This is a genomic window from Pseudomonas psychrophila HA-4, assembly GCF_000282975.1.
Classification (GTDB): Bacteria; Pseudomonadota; Gammaproteobacteria; order Pseudomonadales; family Pseudomonadaceae; genus Aquipseudomonas; species Aquipseudomonas psychrophila_A.
The window spans coordinates 1-22,308 of record NZ_ALJC01000090.1 but is presented as its reverse complement, the minus strand read 5'-3'; the positions used below and the strand labels follow the sequence as shown (position 1 = coordinate 22,308).

At 56.2% G+C, this 22,308-nt stretch carries 20 protein-coding genes and 1 pseudogene; 11 read left to right on the top strand and 10 right to left on the bottom strand.

Features of this window, described 5'->3' with window-relative positions:
• Positions 1 to 15: 15 nt before the first annotated feature.
• The 4 genes and pseudogenes from B347_RS25965 to B347_RS0113345 form a co-directional block, all read right to left on the bottom strand.
• A pseudogene (locus B347_RS25965) lies at positions 16 to 242 on the bottom strand (LuxR C-terminal-related transcriptional regulator).
• 273 nt (positions 243 to 515) lie between these two features.
• On the bottom strand, positions 516 to 1,130 hold the full coding sequence (locus tag B347_RS0113355) for a TPM domain-containing protein (protein ID WP_019410197.1): 615 nt from the start codon (positions 1,128 to 1,130) through the stop codon (positions 516 to 518).
• A gap of 29 nt (positions 1,131 to 1,159) precedes the next feature.
• Entirely contained in the window at positions 1,160 to 1,903 is a 744-nt protein-coding gene (locus B347_RS27050; protein WP_019410196.1) for a TPM domain-containing protein, read from the bottom strand.
• Between the two features lie 67 nt (positions 1,904 to 1,970).
• On the bottom strand, positions 1,971 to 2,579 hold the full coding sequence (locus B347_RS0113345) for a LemA family protein (protein WP_026014177.1): 609 nt from the start codon (positions 2,577 to 2,579) through the stop codon (positions 1,971 to 1,973).
• A 266-nt stretch (positions 2,580 to 2,845) separates the two neighbouring features.
• Between B347_RS0113345 and bglX the strand changes: the two genes are divergently transcribed.
• The 6 genes from bglX (at position 2,846) to B347_RS0113315 (ending at position 14,162) form a co-directional block, all read left to right on the top strand.
• Positions 2,846 to 5,137 (top strand): beta-glucosidase BglX, encoded by a 2,292-nt coding sequence (gene bglX / locus B347_RS0113340; protein ID WP_026014176.1) that lies wholly within the window; start codon positions 2,846 to 2,848, stop codon positions 5,135 to 5,137.
• Positions 5,138 to 5,833: 696 nt separating this feature from the next.
• Positions 5,834 to 8,707: a ribonucleoside-diphosphate reductase subunit alpha gene (locus B347_RS0113335; RefSeq protein ID WP_019410193.1), complete on the top strand. Its 2,874-nt coding sequence runs from the start codon at positions 5,834 to 5,836 to the stop codon at positions 8,705 to 8,707.
• A gap of 484 nt (positions 8,708 to 9,191) precedes the next feature.
• The gene (gene codB, locus B347_RS0113330; protein ID WP_019410192.1) at positions 9,192 to 10,457 is read left to right on the top strand and encodes a cytosine permease; all 1,266 of its coding nucleotides are present in this window, start codon (positions 9,192 to 9,194) and stop codon (positions 10,455 to 10,457) included.
• Positions 10,454 to 11,677 (top strand): PucR family transcriptional regulator, encoded by a 1,224-nt coding sequence (locus B347_RS0113325; RefSeq protein ID WP_019410191.1) that lies wholly within the window; start codon positions 10,454 to 10,456, stop codon positions 11,675 to 11,677. The genes codB and B347_RS0113325 overlap by 4 nt, the downstream gene beginning before the upstream one ends.
• Entirely contained in the window at positions 11,674 to 12,915 is a 1,242-nt protein-coding gene (gene codA, locus B347_RS0113320) for a cytosine deaminase (protein WP_019410190.1), read from the top strand. Before B347_RS0113325 ends, codA begins: the two co-directional genes overlap by 4 nt.
• A 212-nt stretch (positions 12,916 to 13,127) precedes the next feature.
• On the top strand, positions 13,128 to 14,162 hold the full coding sequence (locus B347_RS0113315) for a hypothetical protein (RefSeq protein WP_050997508.1): 1,035 nt from the start codon (positions 13,128 to 13,130) through the stop codon (positions 14,160 to 14,162).
• Between the two features lie 93 nt (positions 14,163 to 14,255).
• Here the strand turns inward: B347_RS0113315 and flgE are convergent, their stop codons facing one another.
• The 6 genes from flgE to B347_RS0113285 all read right to left on the bottom strand — a co-directional run bounded on the left by flgE (position 14,256) and on the right by B347_RS0113285 (position 19,272).
• A complete protein-coding gene (gene flgE / locus B347_RS0113310; RefSeq protein ID WP_019410188.1) occupies positions 14,256 to 15,584 on the bottom strand; it encodes a flagellar hook protein FlgE in 1,329 nt (442 codons plus the stop codon).
• A 20-nt stretch (positions 15,585 to 15,604) separates the two neighbouring features.
• On the bottom strand, positions 15,605 to 16,330 hold the full coding sequence (flgD, locus tag B347_RS0113305) for a flagellar hook assembly protein FlgD (RefSeq protein ID WP_019410187.1): 726 nt from the start codon (positions 16,328 to 16,330) through the stop codon (positions 15,605 to 15,607).
• 15 nt (positions 16,331 to 16,345) lie between these two features.
• Positions 16,346 to 16,789, bottom strand: coding sequence for a flagellar basal body rod protein FlgC (flgC, locus tag B347_RS0113300; protein ID WP_026014174.1), 444 nt, complete (start codon positions 16,787 to 16,789; stop codon positions 16,346 to 16,348).
• Positions 16,790 to 16,792: 3 nt separating this feature from the next.
• Entirely contained in the window at positions 16,793 to 17,200 is a 408-nt protein-coding gene (gene flgB / locus B347_RS0113295) for a flagellar basal body rod protein FlgB (protein ID WP_019410185.1), read from the bottom strand.
• 266 nt (positions 17,201 to 17,466) lie between these two features.
• Positions 17,467 to 18,294 carry a protein-glutamate O-methyltransferase CheR gene (gene cheR, locus B347_RS0113290; RefSeq protein WP_019410184.1) on the bottom strand — a complete coding sequence of 276 codons (828 nt, stop codon included), beginning with the start codon at positions 18,292 to 18,294 and terminating at the stop codon, positions 17,467 to 17,469.
• Between the two features lie 45 nt (positions 18,295 to 18,339).
• Complete coding sequence (locus B347_RS0113285; protein ID WP_019410183.1) at positions 18,340 to 19,272, bottom strand: chemotaxis protein CheV; 933 nt, start codon at positions 19,270 to 19,272, stop codon at positions 18,340 to 18,342.
• A 75-nt stretch (positions 19,273 to 19,347) separates the two neighbouring features.
• On the opposite strand from B347_RS0113285, the gene flgA reads away from it, so the two are divergent.
• The 5 genes from flgA to B347_RS26695 form a co-directional block, all read left to right on the top strand.
• Positions 19,348 to 20,118, top strand: a complete 771-nt coding sequence (flgA, locus tag B347_RS0113280) for a flagellar basal body P-ring formation chaperone FlgA (RefSeq protein WP_026014173.1) — start codon at positions 19,348 to 19,350, stop codon at positions 20,116 to 20,118.
• 151 nt (positions 20,119 to 20,269) lie between these two features.
• Entirely contained in the window at positions 20,270 to 20,599 is a 330-nt protein-coding gene (gene flgM, locus B347_RS0113275) for a flagellar biosynthesis anti-sigma factor FlgM (protein ID WP_019410181.1), read from the top strand.
• A 49-nt stretch (positions 20,600 to 20,648) separates the two neighbouring features.
• On the top strand, positions 20,649 to 21,116 hold the full coding sequence (locus tag B347_RS0113270) for a flagella synthesis protein FlgN (protein WP_019410180.1): 468 nt from the start codon (positions 20,649 to 20,651) through the stop codon (positions 21,114 to 21,116).
• A gap of 91 nt (positions 21,117 to 21,207) precedes the next feature.
• The gene (locus tag B347_RS0113265; protein WP_019410179.1) at positions 21,208 to 21,948 is read left to right on the top strand and encodes a flagellar brake protein; all 741 of its coding nucleotides are present in this window, start codon (positions 21,208 to 21,210) and stop codon (positions 21,946 to 21,948) included.
• A 222-nt stretch (positions 21,949 to 22,170) separates the two neighbouring features.
• The coding region (locus B347_RS26695) for a hypothetical protein (protein WP_192812376.1) at positions 22,171 to 22,308 on the top strand (138 nt) is incomplete at its 3' end.

Below are 22,308 nucleotides of genomic sequence, written 5' to 3'. Positions count from 1 at the left end.
ATTGCAGAGACAACCCTACGAGTGTAGGGGGTCCTGCAAACCCAGATGCCCAACCGATAAATACCCACTGACCACCATCAGCCGCATGCGGTTCTCCACTCCATATTTAAGAAGCAGCGATAAACATGATCCCTTACTGTAAAATCACTGATACACAAGGACATCGCAATTTTTTTATTAGAACAGCCCTGCACCAGTAAACCCAGAACGTCTTTCTCTCTGCATGTAAGCTCTATCCCCATCTCCCAACCTCACGCTTCAAATGATAATTCACAGCAACTATCACAACTAAAAAAAAACGGTATAAATTAAATTCACGAACACACGCTATCCATCATTTCGAAAAATGACAACAAGAAAAATGACACCCACTAAAAACCAGATGTATAACCAACACAAACTAAAGACACAAAGAATAAACTTACAAAAACATCAGAAAAACCATATGCTTTTTAGAGCGCAAGCCTGAAACCTCCTAGGAAACTTCAGACTTGCAACAATTCGCTTTCAACCAACTACAACATCACCAAACGATTCGGCAGTTGATTACGCGACTGGGTTTTCGGCACGTGTTTTTCGAGCAGTTCTGCACTGGCGTCAATGCACGCGATAAAGCCCTCAGCCGTATGCCCTAGCGCCACACGGCGCACGAAATCGCTGACGATGGTGCCCCAATCACTATTGTCCAAGCGCTGGGATATGCCTTCATCAACGATGATTTCAACGTAGCGCTCGGCTTCACTGACAAAGATCAACACACCGGTGCGGCCTTGGGTATGGTGCAGCTTTTGTTCGAGAAACTGGCGCCGCGCCAAGTTGCTGGCACGCCAATGACGAACACGGGCGGGGATGAGAAAGGTGGTCAGCACCGGAATGCGGAAGACCAGGCTAAGGAACACAAAGGTGGCCCATTGCAACATGAGCAATGTGTAGATCGTCATGTCGCTGTTTAAAAAGTGCACCAGCGCCGGAACCACTAAAGCGATCAGGCTGGACCACAGTAAGGGGATGTAGCTGTAATCGTCAGCGCGCGGTGCCAGCACGGTGACGATTTCAGCGTCGGTGCGCTGTTCAGCGCGGGTCACGGCCTCTTCGACCTGCCGTTTTTGCTCTTGCGTGAGTAAAGCCATACGTGTCGATGCTCATTTGAAAAGTTGAATTACCAGCCGCCCGAAGCACCGCCGCCGCCAAAGCTGCCGCCGCCTCCACGAAAACCACCGCCACCGCCTCCACCGCCGAAACCACCGCCGCCAAAACCGCCGGAGCGCGACCCTCCGCCACCGCCGGAGTTGCAAATGCCTAAGAACTGACAAGCCGCCACGACCACGATGAACACTAAAAACAGCAGTAGCACCACGCCAGGGTGCTCAGCCATAAAGTCATTTTCGCCGCCCTGCCCGCTCGCATAGGCAGGCTCGGCTAACGGTGCGCCACCCAACACCTGGAGCATGGCCGTGACGCCGTCGCGGATGCCTTGGCTGAAGTTGCCGGTTTTAAATGCCGGGGTAATCACCTGATTGATGATCACCGAAGACTGCGCGTCAGTTAGGCGGTCTTCTAGGCCGTAACCGACTTCGATCCGCAGTTTACGGTCATCACGGGCGACGATCAGTAACGCGCCGTTGTTTTCATCCTTTTTGCCGATACCCCAAGCGCGGCCCAATTGGTAACCGAAGTCTTCAATCGGTTCGCCTTGCAGGTTCGGCACCGTGACCACGACCACCTGCTCGCCGGTGGCTTTTTCATGGGCTTCGAGTTGTTGAGTCAATTGTTGACGCGTAGCAGGGTCGAGCATTTGCCCATCATCTACTACCCGCCCACTCAGTGTCGGAAACGTCAGCGCCTGCGCAGTGGCGATGAATAACCACAGCAGCAGGCCTAAGCCCAGCCTTGATACGCGCATCAGCACCTCGAGGGGTTATGGGTACCGTGGGAGCGAGCTTAGTCGCTCCTACAGGGTTTTTAGGCCGTTAGAACTTCACCTCGGGGGCTTTGTCAGCATCCGGGGTAGTGGCTTCGAAGGTCGCGCGAACCGGTAAGTCGCTGTACATCACGGCATGCCATAAGCGGCCCGGGAAGGTGCGAATTTCGGTGTTGTAACGCTCTACCGCGAGGATGAAATCACGGCGCGCCACACTGATACGGTTTTCAGTGCCTTCAAGTTGCGACTGCAACGACAGGAAGTTTTGGTTGGATTTAAGGTCCGGGTAGCGCTCAGACACCACCATCAAGCGACTCAAGGCGCCCGTCAGTTGGTTTTGCGCGTCCTGGAACTGTTTGAGTTTTTCCGGGTTGTTCAAGGTGCTGGCATCGACCTGAATCGAGGTGGCCTTGGCTCGCGCTTCAATCACCGCCGTCAGTGTCGCCTGTTCTTGCTTGGCCGCGCCTTTGACTGTCTCAACCAGATTGGGAATTAAATCAGCACGGCGCTGGTACTGGTTCTGCACTTGCGACCACGCCGCTTTAACCTGCTCGTCAAGTGTCGGAATGGTGTTAATCCCACACCCGGCTAACACACTGCTGAGGGCTAATAGCGCGATTACTTTCCAACCTATCCGTCTTGCGCTCTCTATATGCATACGTCAGACACTCCGTTTTAATCCGATTAGGTTCATAGACCCTACGTTTGGCATAAAAACTCCCGCGCTGCTCTCGAATATCTCCCCGCAACACTGGATTGCTCACGGCGAATCAGCTAAAAGACTGCCTTCACTGTAGGAATACTTTCTTTAACGATAGGGTATTTCTTTAAGTTGAGTAGTCACTCACCCTCCCCAGAACAATATCGCTTCGAAAGCGCGGGCTTCCCTTCGCTTTGACTTGAGCGGGCGCGCAGAAGAATTCCATGAAAAATATGTGTTTGCTGGCCATTGCCATTAGCCTGACCAGTCAAGCGGTCTGGGCCCAAACCCCGCCAGCCCCACTGCCTAAGAAAGACGTGTTCGTCGCTGATTTGATCAAACAAATGACTGAAGCTGAAAAAATCGGCCAGTTACGCCTGATCAGCATCGGCCCGGAAATGCCCCGCGAAATGATCCGCAAGGAAATCGCAGCCGGTCATATCGGCGGCACCTTCAATTCGATTTCCCGCGACGAAAACCGTCCGATGCAAGACGCTGCCATGCGCAGCCGTCTAAAAATTCCAATGTTCTTTGCTTATGACGTCATTCACGGCCATCGCACTATTTTCCCGATCAGCCTGGGCCTCGCGGCTAGCTGGGACATGGACGCCATTGGGTTGAGTGGCCGGGTGGCGGCCAAAGAGGCCAGCGATGACAGTATCGACCTGACCTTCGCACCCATGGTCGACATCGCACGCGACCCGCGCTGGGGTCGAACATCGGAAGGTTTTGGCGAAGACACCTATTTAGTGTCACGCATCGCCAAGGTCATGGTTCACGCCTATCAAGGGGTTTCGCCTGCCCTGCCCGGCAACATCATGGCCAGCGTTAAACACTTTGCCTTGTACGGCGCAGTAGAAGGCGGACGGGACTACAACACCGTCGACATGAGCCTGACTCGCATGTTCCAGGATTACTTGCCGCCCTACCACGCCGCCATTGAGGCCGGTTCTGGGGGAGTGATGGTGGCGCTGAACTCAATCAATGGCGTGCCCGCCACCTCAAACATGTGGTTGATGCAAGACTTGCTGCGCAAGGAATGGGGCTTTAAAGGCGTCGCCGTCAGTGACCACGGCGCCATTATCGAGCTGATCAAGCACGGTGTCGCCAAAGACAGCCGCGAAGCTGCCAAGCTGGCGATCAAGGCCGGTATCGACATGAGCATGAACGACAAAGCCTACGGCGAAGAATTGCCTGGCTTGTTGAAGTCTGGCGAAGTACCACAGAGCGACTTGGACAACGCTGTGCGTGAAGTGCTCGGCGCCAAGTACGACATGGGGCTGTTTGCCGACCCTTATGTGCGTATCGGCAAGGCTGAAGATGACCCGGTAGATGTCAACGCTGAAAGTCGACTGCACCGCGCTGAAGCACGCGAGGTCGCGCGCAAGAGTCTGGTGCTGTTGAAAAACCAATCCGAGACCCTGCCGCTGAAGAAACAGGCGCGCATTGCGTTAGTGGGACCACTGGCCAAAGCGCCGATCGACATGATGGGCAGTTGGGCCGCGGCAGGCGTGCCCGCACAATCGGTGACCGTGTATGACGGCATGCGCAACGCACTGGGTCAGCAGGGCACGCTGACTTACGCCCGCGGCGCGAACATCACCGACGATCAAAAAATCGTTGATTACCTGAACTTCCTCAACTTTGACGCACCTGAAGTGACCAACGACCCGCGCCCGGCACAGGTCATGATTGACGAAGCCGTTAAGGCTGCGCAGCAAGCTGATGTGGTGGTTGCCGTGGTGGGTGAGTCGCGCGGCATGTCGCACGAGTCATCAAGCCGTACCGATCTTGATATACCGGCCAGCCAGCGCGCCCTGATAACCGCGCTCAAAGCCACCGGTAAACCCTTGGTGCTGGTGTTGATGAACGGCCGTCCGCTGACTATCGACCTGCAACAACAGCAAGCGGACGCGGTATTGGAAACCTGGTTCAGCGGCACCGAAGGCGGCAATGCGATTGCTGACGTGCTGTTCGGTGATTACAACCCTTCAGGCAAGCTACCAATCACTTTCCCGCGCTCTGTAGGTCAGATTCCTACCTACTACAGCCACCTGAGCATTGGGCGCCCCTTCACACCGGGCAAACCGGGTAACTACACCTCACAGTACTTCGACGCGCCGAATACGCCGCTGTACCCGTTTGGCTTCGGCCTGAGCTATACCGAGTTCAGCGTGTCACCGGTCAGCCTATCAGCCAAGACCTTGAAGCCCGGCGCTAAGCTAACGGCCAGCGTCACGGTCAAAAACACCGGCAAGCGTGACGGCGAAACGGTAGTGCAGTTGTACCTGCGCGATGTCACCGCTTCCATGAGCCGCCCGGTCAAAGAGTTGAAAAACTTCCAAAAGATCATGCTCAAGGCCGGCGAAGAGAACGTCGTGCAGTTCAGCATCGACGAGGACGACTTGAAGTTCTACAACACCCAGTTGAAGTCGGTCGCCGAGCCGGGTGAGTTCGACGTGCAAATCGGCCTCGATTCGCAAAACGTCCAGCAAAACAGCTTCGAGCTGCTGTAACTTCGCTCAATTGCCGGAACGGTCTGCAATGACCTTTCCGGCCTTCTTTACAGCATTTTCCGCTTGACCTTTCCTATCTTTGCACCCGCCTGAAAATGCGTTCGGACAGCGCAGTTTTTTGTGGTAGGGTTCGCGCCCTCAAAATTCGGCAGGAACGATTTGATCCTGCAATATTCAGTGACCAACGGTGCAGTCCAGCACCCATGCGGCCTACACCGTTTTTTAGGGTTTCATACACAATTTACGCACAGAGTTATCCACAGACAGACCGTTGCACCCTGCCGTCAAAACGCATATCTTGTATCAATTCCGCCAAAAACCCCCACATATAGGGTTTTAGGCAAAAAAGCAGACACAACTCAGGCGACAATTTCAAGCCCTTTTCTCGCGCCAATCGGGTTGAATTAAACGCGCATTTTCAAGTCCATACCGCTCAAGCGGACGACAACCGTTTTCCAGCGTTGATGCCAGAAAACGGCCTAGGTGTTGCAGTAAAAATACTGTCACCCCCAAAGAATACGGTTTGAGGCTGCACGCACAGACCAAAAACTTCGGCAAGGAAGCGGCTTACCCCCCCTTTCGGTACGTCCCGAAGTTGTTATGCCCGATTCATGATCGGTTGTAGTGCTTCAGGACGGAACGGTGGGCGCCCAAAAGGCGCCCAAATAAACATAGAGAATGTGGAGACACACCCCCATGCAAACCGACACAACTCGCGAGAACTCGCAGGGTTCCGATACACATCTGGATCTGTCTGCGACCGCGCCAGGCCAGCTGCGCGTGATCAAACGTAACGGGACTGTCGTTCCTTACACCGATGACAAGATCACCGTCGCCATCACCAAAGCGTTTCTCGCAGTTGAAGGCGGCAATGCTGCTGCCTCGTCACGCATCCATGACACCGTTGCGCGCCTGACCGAACAAGTCTCCGCGACCTTCAAGCGTCGCATGCCGTCGGGCGGCACCATCCACATCGAAGAAATCCAGGACCAGGTTGAACTGGCCCTGATGCGTGCCGGCGAGCAGAAAGTGGCCCGCGACTACGTGATCTACCGTGACTCGCGCGCCAAAGAGCGCGCCACTCGCGCCCCAGCCGAAGACGCAGTGATGGCTCACCCATCGATCCGTATCACCCGCGCCGACGGTTCATTCGCACCGCTCGACATGGGCCGCCTGAACACCATCGTCACCGAAGCCTGTGAAGGCCTGGAAGAAGTCGACGGCGACCTGATCCAGCGCGAAACCCTGAAAAACCTCTACGACGGCGTCGCCCTGAACGACGTCAACACCGCCCTAGTGATGACCGCCCGTACGCTGGTTGAGCGTGAGCCTAACTACTCGTTCGTGACTGCTCGCCTGCTGATGGACACCCTGCGTGCCGAAGGCCTGAGCTTCCTGAACGTGGCAGAAAGCGCCACTCACCACGAAATGGCTGAGCTGTACGCCAAGGCCCTGCCTGCGTACATCGCCAAGGGTATTGAGTTCGACCTGCTGAACCCAGTGCTGGCCACCTTCGACCTAGAAAAACTGGGCAAGGCGATCAACCACGAGCGCGATCAGCAGTTCACCTACCTGGGTCTGCAAACCCTGTACGACCGTTACTTCATCCACAAGGATGGCGTGCGTTTCGAACTGCCGCAGATCTTCTTCATGCGCGTAGCCATGGGCCTGGCGATCGAAGAGAAGCATAAAGAAGACCGCGCCATTGAGTTCTACAACCTGTTGTCGTCGTTCGACTACATGTCGTCGACCCCGACCCTGTTCAACGCCGGTACTCAGCGTCCGCAGCTGTCTAGCTGCTACCTGACCACCGTGCCGGACGACCTGTCGGGCATCTACCACGCGATCCACGACAACGCTATGTTGTCCAAATTCGCCGGTGGCCTGGGCAACGACTGGACGCCAGTTCGTGCATTGGGTTCGTGGATCAAAGGCACCAACGGCAAATCCCAGGGCGTGGTTCCGTTCCTCAAAGTTGTGAACGACACCGCTGTTGCCGTTAACCAGGGTGGCAAGCGCAAAGGCGCTGTGTGTGCCTACCTGGAAACCTGGCATATGGACATCGAAGAGTTCATCGAACTGCGTAAGAACACCGGTGATGATCGTCGTCGTACCCACGACATGAACACTGCCAACTGGATCCCTGACCTGTTCATGAAGCGCGTCTTCGATGACGGCAAGTGGACCCTGTTCTCGCCGTCCGAAGTACCGGACCTGCACGACCTGACCGGCAAGGCCTTCGAAGAGCGTTACGAGTATTACGAAGCCCTGACCGAGTACCCAGGCAAGGTCAAACTGTTCAAGACCCTCCAGGCCAAAGACCTGTGGCGCAAAATGCTGTCCATGCTGTTTGAAACCGGCCACCCATGGCTGACCTTCAAAGACCCGTGCAACCTGCGCAGCCCGCAGCAGCACGTGGGCGTGGTTCACAGCTCGAACCTGTGCACCGAGATCACCTTGAACACCAACAAGGACGAGATCGCTGTGTGCAACCTGGGTTCGATCAACCTGCCTAACCACATCAAAGACGGCAAGCTTGATACCGCTAAGCTCAAGCGCACCATCGACGTAGCTGTTCGCATGCTCGATAACGTGATCGACATCAACTACTACTCGGTGCCGCAAGCGCGCAACTCGAACTTCAAGCACCGTCCAGTGGGCTTGGGGATCATGGGCTTCCAGGACGCGCTGTACCTGCAGCACATTCCTTATGCGTCGCAAGCGGCCATTGAGTTTGCTGACAAATCGATGGAGGCGGTCAGCTACTACGCCATCCAAGCGTCTTGCGACCTGGCTGACGAGCGTGGCGCTTACGAGACGTTCCAAGGTTCGCTGTGGTCCAAAGGCGTCTTGCCGCTGGATTCGCAACAGATCCTCATCGAGCAGCGTGGCCAGAAGTACATCGACGTTGACCTGAACGAATCCTTGGACTGGGCACCGGTTCGCGCCCGTGTCCAAAAAGGCATTCGTAACTCCAACATCATGGCCATCGCACCGACCGCAACCATCGCCAACATCACTGGCGTGTCGCAGTCGATCGAACCGACGTACCAGAACCTGTACGTAAAATCGAACCTCTCGGGCGAATTCACCGTGATCAACCCGTACCTGGTTCGCGACCTCAAGGCTCGCGATCTGTGGGACTCGGTCATGATCAACGACCTGAAGTACTACGACGGTTCCGTGCAGCAGATCGAACGCATCCCGCAAGAGCTCAAAGAGCTGTATGCCACTGCGTTTGAAGTCGACACCAAGTGGATCGTTGACGCGGCCAGCCGTCGTCAGAAGTGGATCGACCAAGCTCAGTCGCTGAACCTGTACATCGCAGGCGCTTCGGGCAAGAAGCTGGACGTGACCTACCGCATGGCTTGGTACCGTGGTTTGAAAACCACTTACTACCTCCGTGCACTGGCAGCGACCAGCACCGAAAAATCCACCGTCAACACGGGCAAGCTCAACGCTGTATCGAGCGGCAAAAACAGTGAAGACGTGGCAGCAGCGCCAGCTGGCCCGGCACCCGTGCCAAAAGCCTGCGCGATTGACGAGCCGGATTGCGAAGCTTGCCAATAACCTGACTGGCAAGGCGGTTTAACCGCCTCGTTAAAAACCCCCGTTAAACCCTGGCAACAGTTGGGTTTAACGGGGGTTTTGTTTTTTGGGGATTTAATTACTTTTGGCAAACAACCCCGTAGCAGTTGCCGAGTTGTACGAGCCTACGGTCGGTTGCGCAGCAATCGTAAAACCTAGAGCCCCGATAGTCCTGACAGATCGCAACATCCGACTCACGACGACTGCGTCGCCGGACGTAGCGTCGTAAAACTCGTCAACTGCTACGAAAGCCCACCTAAAACAGTGCACGCGCGCTTCAAAATGAATCACTCTGCACAACTTCAAAACAAAATACCCACCCAATATGTGCACCCTGAACACTCAGCGCTATCACCTGTGCCCGCTTTTCTCGGTGTATCGAGGTGTTGCGAAACAGGCCCGCTTATTGCTCTACCCAAAAGGAGCCACTGACCACGACCAACCCATCAACGGCGGAGAAAATCTCATGAGTTCACATGGTGAATTTGCGCTAAGCGAAGCACCCAGCACTGCACGCAAGGGCCTGCTGCCCATTTCCATGGTGCTGTTCAGCTTTACCTTCTTTACCGGGACCATGTTCGCCGGCGGCAAGTTGGGCATGGCGTTCAATTTCGTCGACATGTTGTGGATCGCTGCCATCGGCAATGGCCTCCTGGCACTGTATGCCGCCACACTCGCGCTGATCGCATCGCGCAGCGGGCTCAACACGGTGCTCATGGGGCGCTTTTGTTTTGGCGAGGCCGGCAGCCGTCTTTCAGACTTTATCCTCGGCTTTGCCGAACTCGGCTGGTACGCCTGGGGCACGGCAACGGTGGCCATCGTGCTGGTGAAGATGCTCGGCCTGTCTGAAGGTTTCACCACCCCGCTGATGATTGTTTTCGGCCTAGGTTTCAGCATCACCGCCATCATCGGTTTTAAAGGCTTGGATGTGCTGTCGCGCATTTCGGTGCCGCTAATGCTGATTCTGCTGATTGTGTCCATGGTGCTCGCGACGCAGCATGTCGGCGGATTCAAAGCGCTGTCCGCCGTCATCCCGCATGAAACCATGACGTTCTCGGCGGCCATCACCATGGTTTTCGGCACGTTCGCCAGCGGCGCGACTCAGGCAACCAACTGGACGCGTCTGTCGCGCACCAGCCGGATTGCGGTGATCGCCAGCGTGGTCAGTTTTCTGCTCGGCAATGGCCTGATGATCGTCGCCGGTGCTTGGTGCGCCATCGTTTATCAGCAGGCCGACATCGTTGAAGTGATGATGCTGCAAGGCTTGTCGTTCGCCGCGGTGATTATGCTCTGCCTCAATCTGTGGACGATCCAAGGCCCGACGATTTACAACGTCTCAGCCGCCGCCTGCCATCTGGTACGCAGTGAACGCCGCCGCACGATGACGCTGATTGCCGCCGCCGTCGGTATCGTGCTGGCCATCGGCGGCATGTATGAAATGCTGATTCCATTTCTAGTACTGCTCGGCTCGATCATCCCGCCCATCGGCGGCGTGATCATGGCTGACTTCTGGTATCGCCATCGCGGCAAGTACCCGCTGCTGGCCTCTGTCAGCTTGCCGCGCTACAACGTGCGGGGCTTGTCGGCGTATGCGGTCGGCGCCGTGCTGGCCTACGCCTCCCCCTGGATTGCACCGCTGGTAGGCATTGCCGCCTCCGCTGTGTGTTACGTGGTGCTGCTGGAAATCAGCAAGCGCCGCGCTGTCGCGCCTAACGTGCCGGAGGAAGTTTGAGCCTGACCGTTGAGGAAATTCTGGCGCTGGCCGGTCTTGAAGAAATGACCTTGCGTGCCGGTGCCCGCAACCTGCACCGCACTGTGCGCTGGCCGTATGTGGCCGAGAACGAGGGCATTGGCGAATGGGTCATGGGCGGCGAGCTGGTGTTTGTGACCGGCATCAACCATCCCAGGGATGAAGCGAACTTACTGCGACTGGTGCACGAGGCGGATGCCAGCGGCATTGCCGGGTTGGTGATTCTGACGGGCCAAGCGTTTATTCAGCGTATCCCGGACACAGTCATTGCGTTGGCCGAGCGCTATGGCTTGCCACTGATTGAACAGCCGTACCTGTTGAAGATGGTCATCGTCACGCATTTGATCGGCACCGCACTGGTACAAATGGCACAGACCAAACGATCGCGACATGACATCCTGGCGCAGTTGCTCAGTGGCGATTACCCGAGCCTGGCCACCGCCCGCCAGCGCGCAGCGCATTTGAAACTCCCCCTCGACGGGCCGCGACGTCTGGTGGCATTACGCTTGTCAGCGGTCAATGTGTTATTCGACAGCCATGCCCCGGATGAAGCCGAGCGCTTGTTGCAACACATTCGCCAAGCCGTGCAGGACCATCTCGACGCGTGGAGCCGCGTCCTGCCTAATGCGCTGCCTGTAGTGGTACAGGGTGATTTATTTATCTTGCTGCTGACCGAACACGAGAGCGTTCGCGCAGAACTGGCCACCCTCTATCATGATCTGCAACCCATCATCGGTAACATGGCGTTGTTTATGGGGCTGGCGAGCAAGGTTGAAGCCTGTAGCGATTACCCCCAGGCACTGAATCAAGCCCGACAGGCGCTGGATGTCGCAGAAAATATGCGCCCCGCCACCGGCCTGTGCGACTTCAGTGAGTTGGGCGTTTTACGCCTGTTGCAGGCGATTGGTGATCGCTCGGTGATTGATCTGTTCGTCAAACAAACCCTCGGCCGCATGATCGAGAGCCGCCGCAAGCAACCCAACAGCTTGATCGAAACCCTGGACGCCCTGCTCCAAGAAAACGGCAATGCACTCAAGGCCGCCCAACGTTTAAACATCCACCGCAACACCCTTAATCAACGCATACAGCGCATCGAGCAACTCAGCGGACAATCGCTCGATGACCCTCTTTTCAGAATGAATGCTTCGGTCGCCCTGCTGGTATGGCGCATGACCGAAGCCCAACGACAGGATCGACCATGAACATCATCAATGCCACATTGCGTAAAACCCCGGGCCTGCACACCGTCACTTGCGAAGGCGATCGCATCAGCGCCATCACCTTGCAGGCTGGCAGCGTGCTGGCAACGCCGGGCGATATTGACGCTCAAGGCCAGTTGCTGATTGCCCCGCTGGTTGAACCGCATATCCATCTGGATGCAACCCTGACCGCCGGCCAACCCGAATGGAACCTCAGCGGCACGCTATTCGAAGGCATTGAGCGCTGGGCGCAGCGCAAAGAAACCATCACCCACGAAGACACCAAGCAACGCGCCCACACCACCATTCGGATGCTGGCTGAGCATGGTATCCAGCACGTGCGCACTCATATCGATGTCACCGACCCAACACTGAGTGCGCTCAAGGCGATGCTTGAAGTGCGCGACGAAGCGCGCCACCTGATTGACCTACAAATCGTTGCCTTCCCGCAGGAAGGGATCGAGTCGTATGCCGGTGGGCGCGAGTTGATGACCCGCGCCATCGAGATGGGCGCCGATGTGGTCGGGGGTATTCCACACTTTGAAAACACCCGCGATCAGGGTGTCAGTTCAATCAAGTTTTTGATGGACCTGGCCGAGCGCACGGGCTGCCTGGTGGATGTGCATTGCGACGAAACCGATGACCCGCATTCGCGCTTTCTCGAAGTGCTAGCCGAAGAAGCGCGCGTACGCGGCATGGGCAGCCGGGTGACCGCCAGCCACACCACGGCCATGGGGTCTTACGACAACGCTTACTGCTCCAAACTGTTCCGCCTGCTCAAGGCCTCGGGGATCAACTTCGTGTCGTGCCCGACCGAAAGCATTCACCTGCAAGGGCGTTTTGACAGTTTTCCAAAACGCCGTGGGGTAACGCGCGTGGCCGAGTTGGACCGCGCTGGAATGAACGTCTGCTTGGGGCAAGATTCGATCAAAGACCCGTGGTACCCGTTGGGCAACGGCAACATTTTGCGGGTGCTGGATGCAGGCCTGCACATCTGCCACATGATGGGTTTTGAAGACCTGCAACGCTGCCTAGATCTGGTCACCGACAACAGCGCTCGCACCCTCAACCTTGGCGAAGGGTACGGCATCGCTGTCGGCCGCCCTGCCAACCTAGTGGTGCTGGACGCCGAAAGTGATTACGAAGCCGTGCGCCGTCAGGCCAAGGCCCGCGTGTCGATTCGCGCGGGCAAGGTGCTGATGACTCGCGTGCCAGAACGCGTCGAATTCAGCGGGCTCTGATTAAGTCGCCGTAGCGCGGCACCCCCTCCCCCGGCATGAACGCGTGTGCTCGCGGTCTTTTAATCGTTAAAAGATCGCGAGCGCGCTCGCTTATCAAGCCCTGCACCGGCAACCACAGGAGTTATCGATCAACACGCGTTTACGGCATAATGCGCGTCAGCTGACAACCCGACCAAGGGTTAACCACGCACTTAATCGATAAGCATGGACGTATGGATTCTCTCCACTTGTTGTACCTGCTCTATGGCGGCAACACCGTATACCGCCAGGAAGCCAAATTCAGCATTCTGTCTGCATTACGCGAACAACGCGTGCCGGGCAGTTTCACCATCACGTTAATGACCGACGAGCCCCAGGCGTTTGAGGGCTGGCCGGTCAACGTCATCCCCCTGACCGCAGACATCCTTACCGAGTGGAAAGGCGCCAACGGCTACACCCATCGGCGCAAGGCGTGCGCCATCGCCGCCGGGGTCCTGCTTGCGGAAAAAACTATTTTCGTCGACACCGACACAGTTTTTTTCAAAGACCCGGCCACGCTCTTTGAACGTGTCACCGACCAGCAATATTTGATGGATGAATTCGAATGGGCATGGGCTGAAGCCAAGCTGCGCGCTGACTATGTACCGTTTTCAAATGAACTGATCGCTAAAGGCAAAGCCCCTGACGACGGGCTAAAGCTCTACAACAGTGGTATTTGCGGGATAGCCCGGGTCAATGCAGGCGTGATGGACAAGGCCATCGAACTGATTGATCAATGGAGCGACCATTACCTCAGGCTCCACACCATTGAGCAGATCGCAGTGTCTTTTGCGATGGGCGATGCCAAGGTCGTCACCGCCAACGACTGCATCCATCATTACTACTCAAAAAAACGCTATCACCACACGATGAACAAAGGGTTCTTCGATAAATTCGGTGAGCAGTACCATGCCGATTTGCCCACGCTTTCCGCCACGGTTCCGGTGTTTTTCCCACAGCCGTCCTTACTCGCCAAAATCAAGGCCCAACCGCGCCTGATAGCCGTCGAGAAGGCGTTCAGGCCAGCGGCCAAGCTCATGATCCAAGGAGGGAAAGTGTCCACGGTTGACTACCTTCGCGGGTATTGCCGGGACGCCCTGTGGCGCAGGGCAATCGAGTTGCTGCATCAAAAGCATGCGACCACTCGGCAAATCGAACACCTGACTAAAATCTGCATTGAACCGTCGCAGCAAGCCGACTTCAAAGCGCTGTTAAAGCAGCACGCTTAACACATGTGGCTCAATCAACAGTAGGCGCGAGGCAAGCTCGCGCCTAGCTGAGTGGGTGGTGCGCAGCGTTTGGGTGTTTGCCGCGCGCCACTATCAAGTCATCTGAATGATGGTCTGCATGATGGTGCTTTGGGTCGAGATAGTTTTGGCGTTTGCTTGGTAGTTGCTCTGCGCCTTGATCAAGTCAACCAGCTCGTTGGTCAGGTTCACGTTCGAATCCTCCAGCGAGTTGGAGGCAATAGAACCCAAGGTGCCCGTCTTCGGCACGTCGAAACCGGCCTGTCCCGAGGCGAACGTTTCTTTCCAAGCTGTACCACCGGCTGGTTGTAGGCCTTGCTCGTTGGTGAAGCTGGCCAGCGATATCTGGCCAATGGCACGGCTCTGGCTGTTGCTGAAATTGGCAAACATCACACCCGAACCATCAATGGTCAGGTTATTGATCTGACCCGTGGCGTAGCCGTCTTGGGTCGGCGGGTTACGCGCAGTGTCGGTGTTGTATTGGGTGGTGTTAGCCATGCTGATGGCAATCCCAGTCGTGTTGGCCGCAGCGCCGTTGGACTTCCATTCCCCGTTAACGGTAGCGCCAGGCATCCAGTTACTGATGGTCAGCGTACTGCTGATGATAGGGTCTTTACCCTCCACCGGATTCGGGGTGCTCACGCCGGTCAACGTACCGGTCGAATCGAACGACATGGTCGATGGCACGGGGTCTTTCTTGCCGTCACCCGTGACCGGACTGCCATCAGGGTTGCGGCCGTCGATCAGGGTGTACGTTTTCCACGTGTTGGAGCCAGTCTTCACCATGTACTGATCCATCGGGTGCGAATTGCCCTGAGTGTCGTAGATGGTGGTGCTGAATTTTTTGCTGTAGCTGGCCGTTTCGGTTGGATTGAACGGGTTGTCAGTCTGGCTGATCACGTCCGAACTGGAGTTCAGATTGATCGTCGAGTCCACCTTGCCACTGGCCTTAGGCGCTAGGTTCGAGGTGTCGATGCGCAGGTCCGTCAGCACGCCATTGATGACTTTACCGTTAGCGTCCACGCCATAGCCTTGCAGACGCGCAGTGCCATTGGTATTAGTCACGAAGCCGTCTTTGTCGGCCTTGAACGTACCGGCGCGGGTGTAACTCAGGGCGCCGTTGTCGCTCAACACAAAAAAGCCGCTGCCTTGAATCCCCATGTCCAGCAAGTTACCGGTGTTGTTGACCGCACCTTGGCCAAAGTTTTGCGACACGTTGGCCAAATTTACGCCGCTGCCGATGGTTTTACTGCCCACGCCCAGCTTGCTGGCCGAGTACACATCCGCGAATTCAGCCCGGGAAGACTTAAAGCCGGTGGTGGCTACGTTAGCGATGTTGTTGCCGGTAACGTCGAGTTGTTTGTTCGCCGCGTACAGGCCGCTAAGGCCGATATTGAATGACATGTGTCTCTCCTTAAGTCGGCTTAGAGGCCAATGGTCTGTACTTTGGAAATACCAATGCTGCCCAGACCCGCGAGGTTGAGCATGATTTCGCCACCGGTTTTGCTCAGGGTCACGCTGTTAACCGTGGCGGGCAAATAGGTGGTGAGCGCGGTGGTGCCAGTGTCGTTCTTGGTCGATGCGCTAAAGGTGTAAGAACCCTTGTCCAGCAACACGCCCTCGTCGTCTTTGCCGTCCCAAGTAAAGTCCACGTTGCCCGCTTTCTGAACACCCATATTGATGCTTCTGACCACCTCGCCATGAGCATCGGTGATGGTGATCGTGGGCTTAGAGTCCGCGTCTTTGACCACCACACTGCCGCTAAAGGGCTTAGCGCTCGATGGGTCGACATACGCTTCGCCGGTTTGCACGATCACCGAGCGACCGACCAGCGATGAGGCCTGCAAGGCTTGCGACGACTGCAGGCCGCCGGACAAGGAGTTAACCGTGGTGTTAAGCGTGGTAATGCCTTCGAGGCTGCTGAACTGCGCCAACTGTGCAACAAATGCGGTGTTGTCTTGCGGATCGAGCGGGTTCTGGTTTTTCAGCTGGGTGACCAGCAGTTGCAGAAACGCATCCTTGCCCAGCGACTGGCTGCCAGTTGCCGCTTTAGACGCCGCACCAATACTGGTGTCAGTGGTTTGAGTCCGGGCAGAGTTGGCGAGGATCTGATTCAGGGTCAAACCACTGGTGGAATCGGTCACGCTCATGTGTGTCGCCCCTTATCACTGACCGAGGGTCAGGACCTTCTGCATCATGGTTTTGGCGGTGTTCATCAATTCGGCGTTGGTCTGGAACGAGCGGCTGGCCGAAATCATGTCAGCCATTTCTTCAACCACGTTGACATTGGGGTAGTACACATACCCCTTGGCATCGGCAGATGGGTGGTTGGGTTCATAGCGGGCCTGCAACTCGCTTTGGTCTTCAACCACGCCCAGCACTTGCACACCTTGGCCGGCAGCGTCCTGGTTTTGAAATAAGGAATCGCCGTTACCGCCCTGCGCACCCTGAAACAGGGTGGCGAACACGGGATGACGTGCGCGGTAGGTCTGATCGATGCTCGATGACACGGTTTCGGCGTTGGCAATGTTACTGGCGACGGTGTTCAGGCGCGTGGTCTGTGCGCTCATGCCACTTCCGGCAATATTAAAAACACTGGCTAGAGACATGAATTACTCCCCACGCAGGGCTGACATCAGCCCTTTGAATTTACTGTTGAGCAGGGTAAAGCTGGCCTGAAAGTTGACCGCATTTTCTGCGTAGTTCGACTGTTCGAGCTGAGCGTCTACCGTGTTCTGGTCGACCGAGGGCTGCATTGGCGTGCGGTACAGCAACGATTCGTCACCGCTGCTCAGGCCTTGCGCTTCGATATGGCGGCCATTGGTCTTGTTCAAGGCAAAGGTGCCGTTCTGATTTTTATCGTTCTGCGCGGCGAGCACAGAGGCAAAATCCAGATCCCGAGCCTTGTAGTTCGGGGTATCGGCGTTGGCGATGTTATTCGCCAGCACTTCGGCGCGTTGTGCGCGAAAGCCCAGGGCTTGCTCATGGATACCGAGCGCTTTATCGAAGCTGATGCTCATGTTGGGAAACCTTTGTGGGCTGGCCTGATGCTATGGCTCAGGCGTTACATGACAGGGATAGAGCAAACCCCGTGCCAGTTTGTACAGCGCCGTATATCAAGGCTTCGCGAGGAGGTGGGCAGCGGCAATGCCATAAAAGCGGCAACGGCTTTCCGCTGACTGCCGCTTTTCTGCCGCTTTGGGGGTGCACGTGCGCCCTCTTTAATAGGAGGAGTAGGCCGCGCTCGATTGCTCGCGAGGCACGCTCGCGCCTACACATTGGGGGGTTACTTGGCCTGGTAGATGATGCCCGGGCTGCATTGAACCATTTGGTAATGGTCTGGCAAGCCATTGAGCGCCTCGGAGGCGCCCAAAAACAGGTAGCCGCCCGGTTTTAGGGTGCTGTGTATACGCAGCAGAATGTCTTTTTTCACGTCGGCCGAGAAATAGATCAAGACGTTGCGGCAGAACACGATGTCGAATTTTCCAAATCCGGCGTAGCTGTCCAGCAAATTGAATGAACGAAATTCAACCCGACTTTTGATCGGCGCCTTGATCACCCAGCGCCCCGGCTCCTTAGGCTCGAAATAACGTTGCAAGCGCTCCTGCGACAAACCACGACCAATCGCCAGGTTGTCGTATTCGCCGGATCTGCACGTATTGAGCATCAGGCTCGAGAGATCGGTGGCAACAATTTGCACCCCCAGCTTCACGTGCCCCAAGTTGCTACGCTCATACTCATCGATCGTCATCGACAACGAGTACGGCTCTTGCCCCGACGAACAAGCGGCCGACCAGATGCGCAAGCGCTGCCCCGGGTTGGCCTTGGTCAACTCGGGCAACACTTTGTTCTTGAGCACTTCAAAGGGATACGTGTCACGAAACCACAGGGTTTCGTTGGTGGTCATGGCATCGACGACTTGCTCACGCAACCCGCTGCGCGGCTGGCTCTGGATGCGCTGAATCAGCTCACCCAACGACTTGATCCCTTGTTGCTCCATCAGCTTATTAAGGCGGCTGGAGACAAGGTACTGCTTGTTTTCACCGAGCAAAATGCCACAGGCTTTTTCCAGGAAGACCCGGAACTGTTCAAAATCCAAATTAGCCGTCGACAAGTGATCGTGCCTCTAAAATCGTGTTAACCGCCAAAGGCTGCGCCTCTAGCTGTGATCTGCTGCTTTGATCCGGTCGACAACCCGGGATGCCAGGTCATCAGGCCGGAATTTGGCCAAAAAGTCATCGGCACCGACTTTCTTGACCATTGCCTGATTGAAAACACCTGACAGCGAAGTATGCAGAATGATATGCAGGTTTTGCATCCGCGAATCGTGACGAATCTCGGCGGTCAGGGTGTAGCCGTCCATTTCTGGCATCTCGATGTCCGAGATCATCATCAGAAACTCTTCGGCGGGGTCTTTGCCCTCGTCCGCCATTTTGCGCAAGTAATCCAAGGCCTGGCGGCCGTCGTTGAGCGACACCACTTCGACCCCGACCGATTGCAGGCAACGCGCAACCTGTTTGCGAGCCACCGACGAGTCGTCGACAGTCAGCACGCGCAAAGACAGGGCCTTGGCCTGGGTTTCGACGTCAACCACGCCGTGAGAGATGTTCTCCGGCGATGGCGAGACTTCAGCCAGGACCTTTTCAACATCGATGATTTCGACGAGTTGATCGTCGAGCCGAGTCACGGCCGTCAAATAATGGTCACGACCCGCACCCTTGGGTGGCGGATGGATTTCTTCCCAGTTCATGTTGACGATGCGCTCAACCGAACGCACCAAAAAGCCCTGAGTCTTGGTGTTGTATTCAGTGATGATGACAAACGGATTGCTCTGATCTTTGAGCCCTCCCGACCCGGTGGCCATCGCCAGATCGAGAATCGGAATGGTTGCCCCGCGAATACTCGCCACACCGCACACCACGGGGTGAGACTTGGGCATCACTGTCAGTTTGGGGCATTGCAGCACCTCCCTGACCTTAAACACGTTGATCCCGTAAAGCTGCGGCCCATCCAAACGAAACAGCAACAGTTCCAGGCGGTTTTGCCCGACCAGTTGAGTGCGCTGGTTAACCGCATCCATCACCCCAGCCATACTCAGCTCCTTCTAAAAACATTAAGTTGCGACACGCTGCCCGGTTAACGGCACGGGCTTTGCTATTTAACCGCCATGAAGCCGAAAACGACAAAATCCTGCCACAGGCCAGCTCGCCAGCCCTTGCATTACCGCGCATTGCGCATCCTCGCGGCCACGTGCGCGCTGGGAGCGGGCACACCTGCCAGTGCGGACACGTTCACTTCACCTGATCAGCTTATCGGCGTGACCCAGGGTTTTCTTGAGTTCACAGTCGAAGACTACCTTGCCACTGGTCAGATTGAAGGCCGCTACGAAATTCAGGTCAACCAACTCGATCCTCGCGTACGCCTGGCGCACTGCGACAAGGAATTGACAGCCACGCTCGAAAGCCCCGCCCAGCCCATGGGCCGCGTGACTGTTCGCGTGCGCTGCGAGGGTAGCTCGCCCTGGACCATCTTTGTACCGGCACACGTCAAATTGTTCCGCGATGTAGTCACCGTGACGCACCCGCTCAAACGTGGGGCAATTATTGATTACCCCGACGTAACCTTGCGCGAGCGAGATGTCGGCTTGATCAGCCAGGGTTATATGACCGCAATTGAATTGGCGGTGGGGCAAAAACTGCTGCGCCCCGTGGTGACCGATCAGGTGTTAAGCCTCACTCATCTGGAGCAGGCCGCCACCGTGCGCAAAGGCGACCATGTGGTGATCAGCGCGCGCAGCGGCACATTAAGTGTCAAGATGCCCGGCGAAGCGCTGTCCGATGGCGGCCTAAGTGAGCAGATCCGGGTGAAAAACCTGAATTCAAACCGAGTGGTCAAGGCGCGGATCACGGCCCCTGGGCATGTGGAGGTGGCGTTTTAGAACGGTTGGCGCCTGTGTCTCAACTTTCCTACACTGTGATTTGACGCAGATCAGTACCCACCTGCGTGACGCTATGATTAATCGGGCCTAAAGTTTTCTCGGGGTTGGCCGAAAACCTGGCAAGCGTCCAAATACCCAGAGGTTTTTCGTTATGGTTATCGACTTCAGTCGTCTTAACAGTGCGCCACCCTTAACCGGCAGTACGCGCAGCAACGCCAATCAAGAAGCAGGCAGTGCCACGCAAGCGGCGCCTGTCACAAAAAAAACTGAACCCGCCGACGCCAGCACCCCAAGCGGGGAATCTGTACACCTGAGCCCAGAGGCCCAACAGTTGCAGAAGATCAGCGACTCGTTGCGTGATCAACCGGTGGTCGACAAAAACCGCGTCGCTGAGCTGAAACAAGCCATTGCAGACGGCAGCTATAAAGTCGACAGCAACAAGATCGCCAGCAAGCTACTAAACATGGAAGCTGAGCGCTAGGCCCAGGGCCAGTGCCAGGCTTTTGGACGCTTAAACCCCAGAGCCCGACATGCACGACGAGAATTTACTGCAACTGATCAATGACGACCTTGCACCGGCTGAGCAACTGCTGGGGCTGTTGCAAGACGAGTCCATTGCCCTTAAAGGGCGAGAGATGCAGGTGCTCGAAACCATTCTGGCGCGCAAACACTCATTGATCATTTTGCTCGAGCAACACGGCCGCAAACGAAGTGAGATTCTGGCCAGCCTCGGCTTGCCGACCAACCGCAACGGCCTCGAAAGCCTTGCCAGCCATTCAAGCGTGGGCGAGCAATTGCTCAGCCAAAGCGCTGTGCTGAATCAGCTACTGGCCCAGTGCCAAGAGGCCAACCTGCAAAACGGCCAGTCGATCCAGACCCAGCAGGCGATCACCGCCAACCAACTGCGCATCCTCCACGGCGGCGAAACCCCGTCCCTGTATGACGCTCGCGGCACCACCTCGCTACTCAACAAACACCGCGCCTACAGCCAGGCCTAAGCCTGAGCACATGCACTATCTAGACGCGCAACATGATGGCAAAATGCCCTATTTTTGCGTGTTGTTGTTTTTGTCTGGAGATTGATGACCCGTGTTCGATGCCCAAGATGCTCCGCAGCCGCCAAAGGTACTGACAACGCCTTTAGAGATCGCCTCCAACTTGCGGATGCTGCAAGAAAGCCATGACCCGCTGATCATCACCTTCAACGACCGTACCCAGCGTTTCCAGAGCTACATGGTTGAAGTCAGCCGTGAGGCCAACACCATGGCTCTAGACGAAATGGTCCCACGGGACGGCGAGCGTTTTATTGAGGCAGGCATACCGTTTCGGGTTGAAGGTTTTCATGACGGCGTGCGTATTGCTTGGGAGTGCAACAACCCCTTGAGCATTGATACCACCGGCGAACACCGTTGCTATCGCGGCCCCCTGCCCAATGAAGTGATCTACCACCAACGCCGTAACGCTTTTCGCGCCGCACTGAAACTGGCGCATTTGGTGGACGTAAACGTGGCAGGCGAAAAACTAAAGTCGGCAATTAAAGGCAAACTGTTGGATGTGTCGGCCACTGGCTGCAAATTACGTTTCGAGGGCGATATCAGCGAGCGCATCCAACTGGGCCAAGTGTACGAGACCTTCAGTGCCGCCCTGCCCTTTGGCCACATGACCACCCCGGTTGAGTTGCGTTACTTGCATTTTGAAGAGCGACTGAACATCACCTTCGCCGGTATGCGTTTTCACAACATCAGCGGCGCCGTACAGCGTCAGGTCGAGCGCTTTGTGTATCAACTGCAACGTGATGCGCGACGGTTTGACAAAGACGATTATTATTGAGTCATCCACTAAGGCCTTTGTGGGAACTGAGTTTTTAGTCCCACAACGCTAGCGCACGGACTACATCTAACACCTCCAAACTCCTACCCAATATTCGCCTAAAGCCTTGGTCGGCATAGACCTGCCCTACATCCAGCCTCCACGCCGCCCTTGCACACTTGCGCACCGAAAAGAACCTGACGTTTTGTTACATCAGGACGACCGCAGCGCAAGGAATCGCGGATGTCACGCTCACAGCCCCCGTTTCGTTTCAGCTTGACCCTCGATGGCTTTGCTGACGACCTTCAGGTCCTGTCCTTCAGCGGCACAGAAGCCATCAGCACGCCCTACGCCTTTGAACTGGTACTGGTCAGCGAGCGC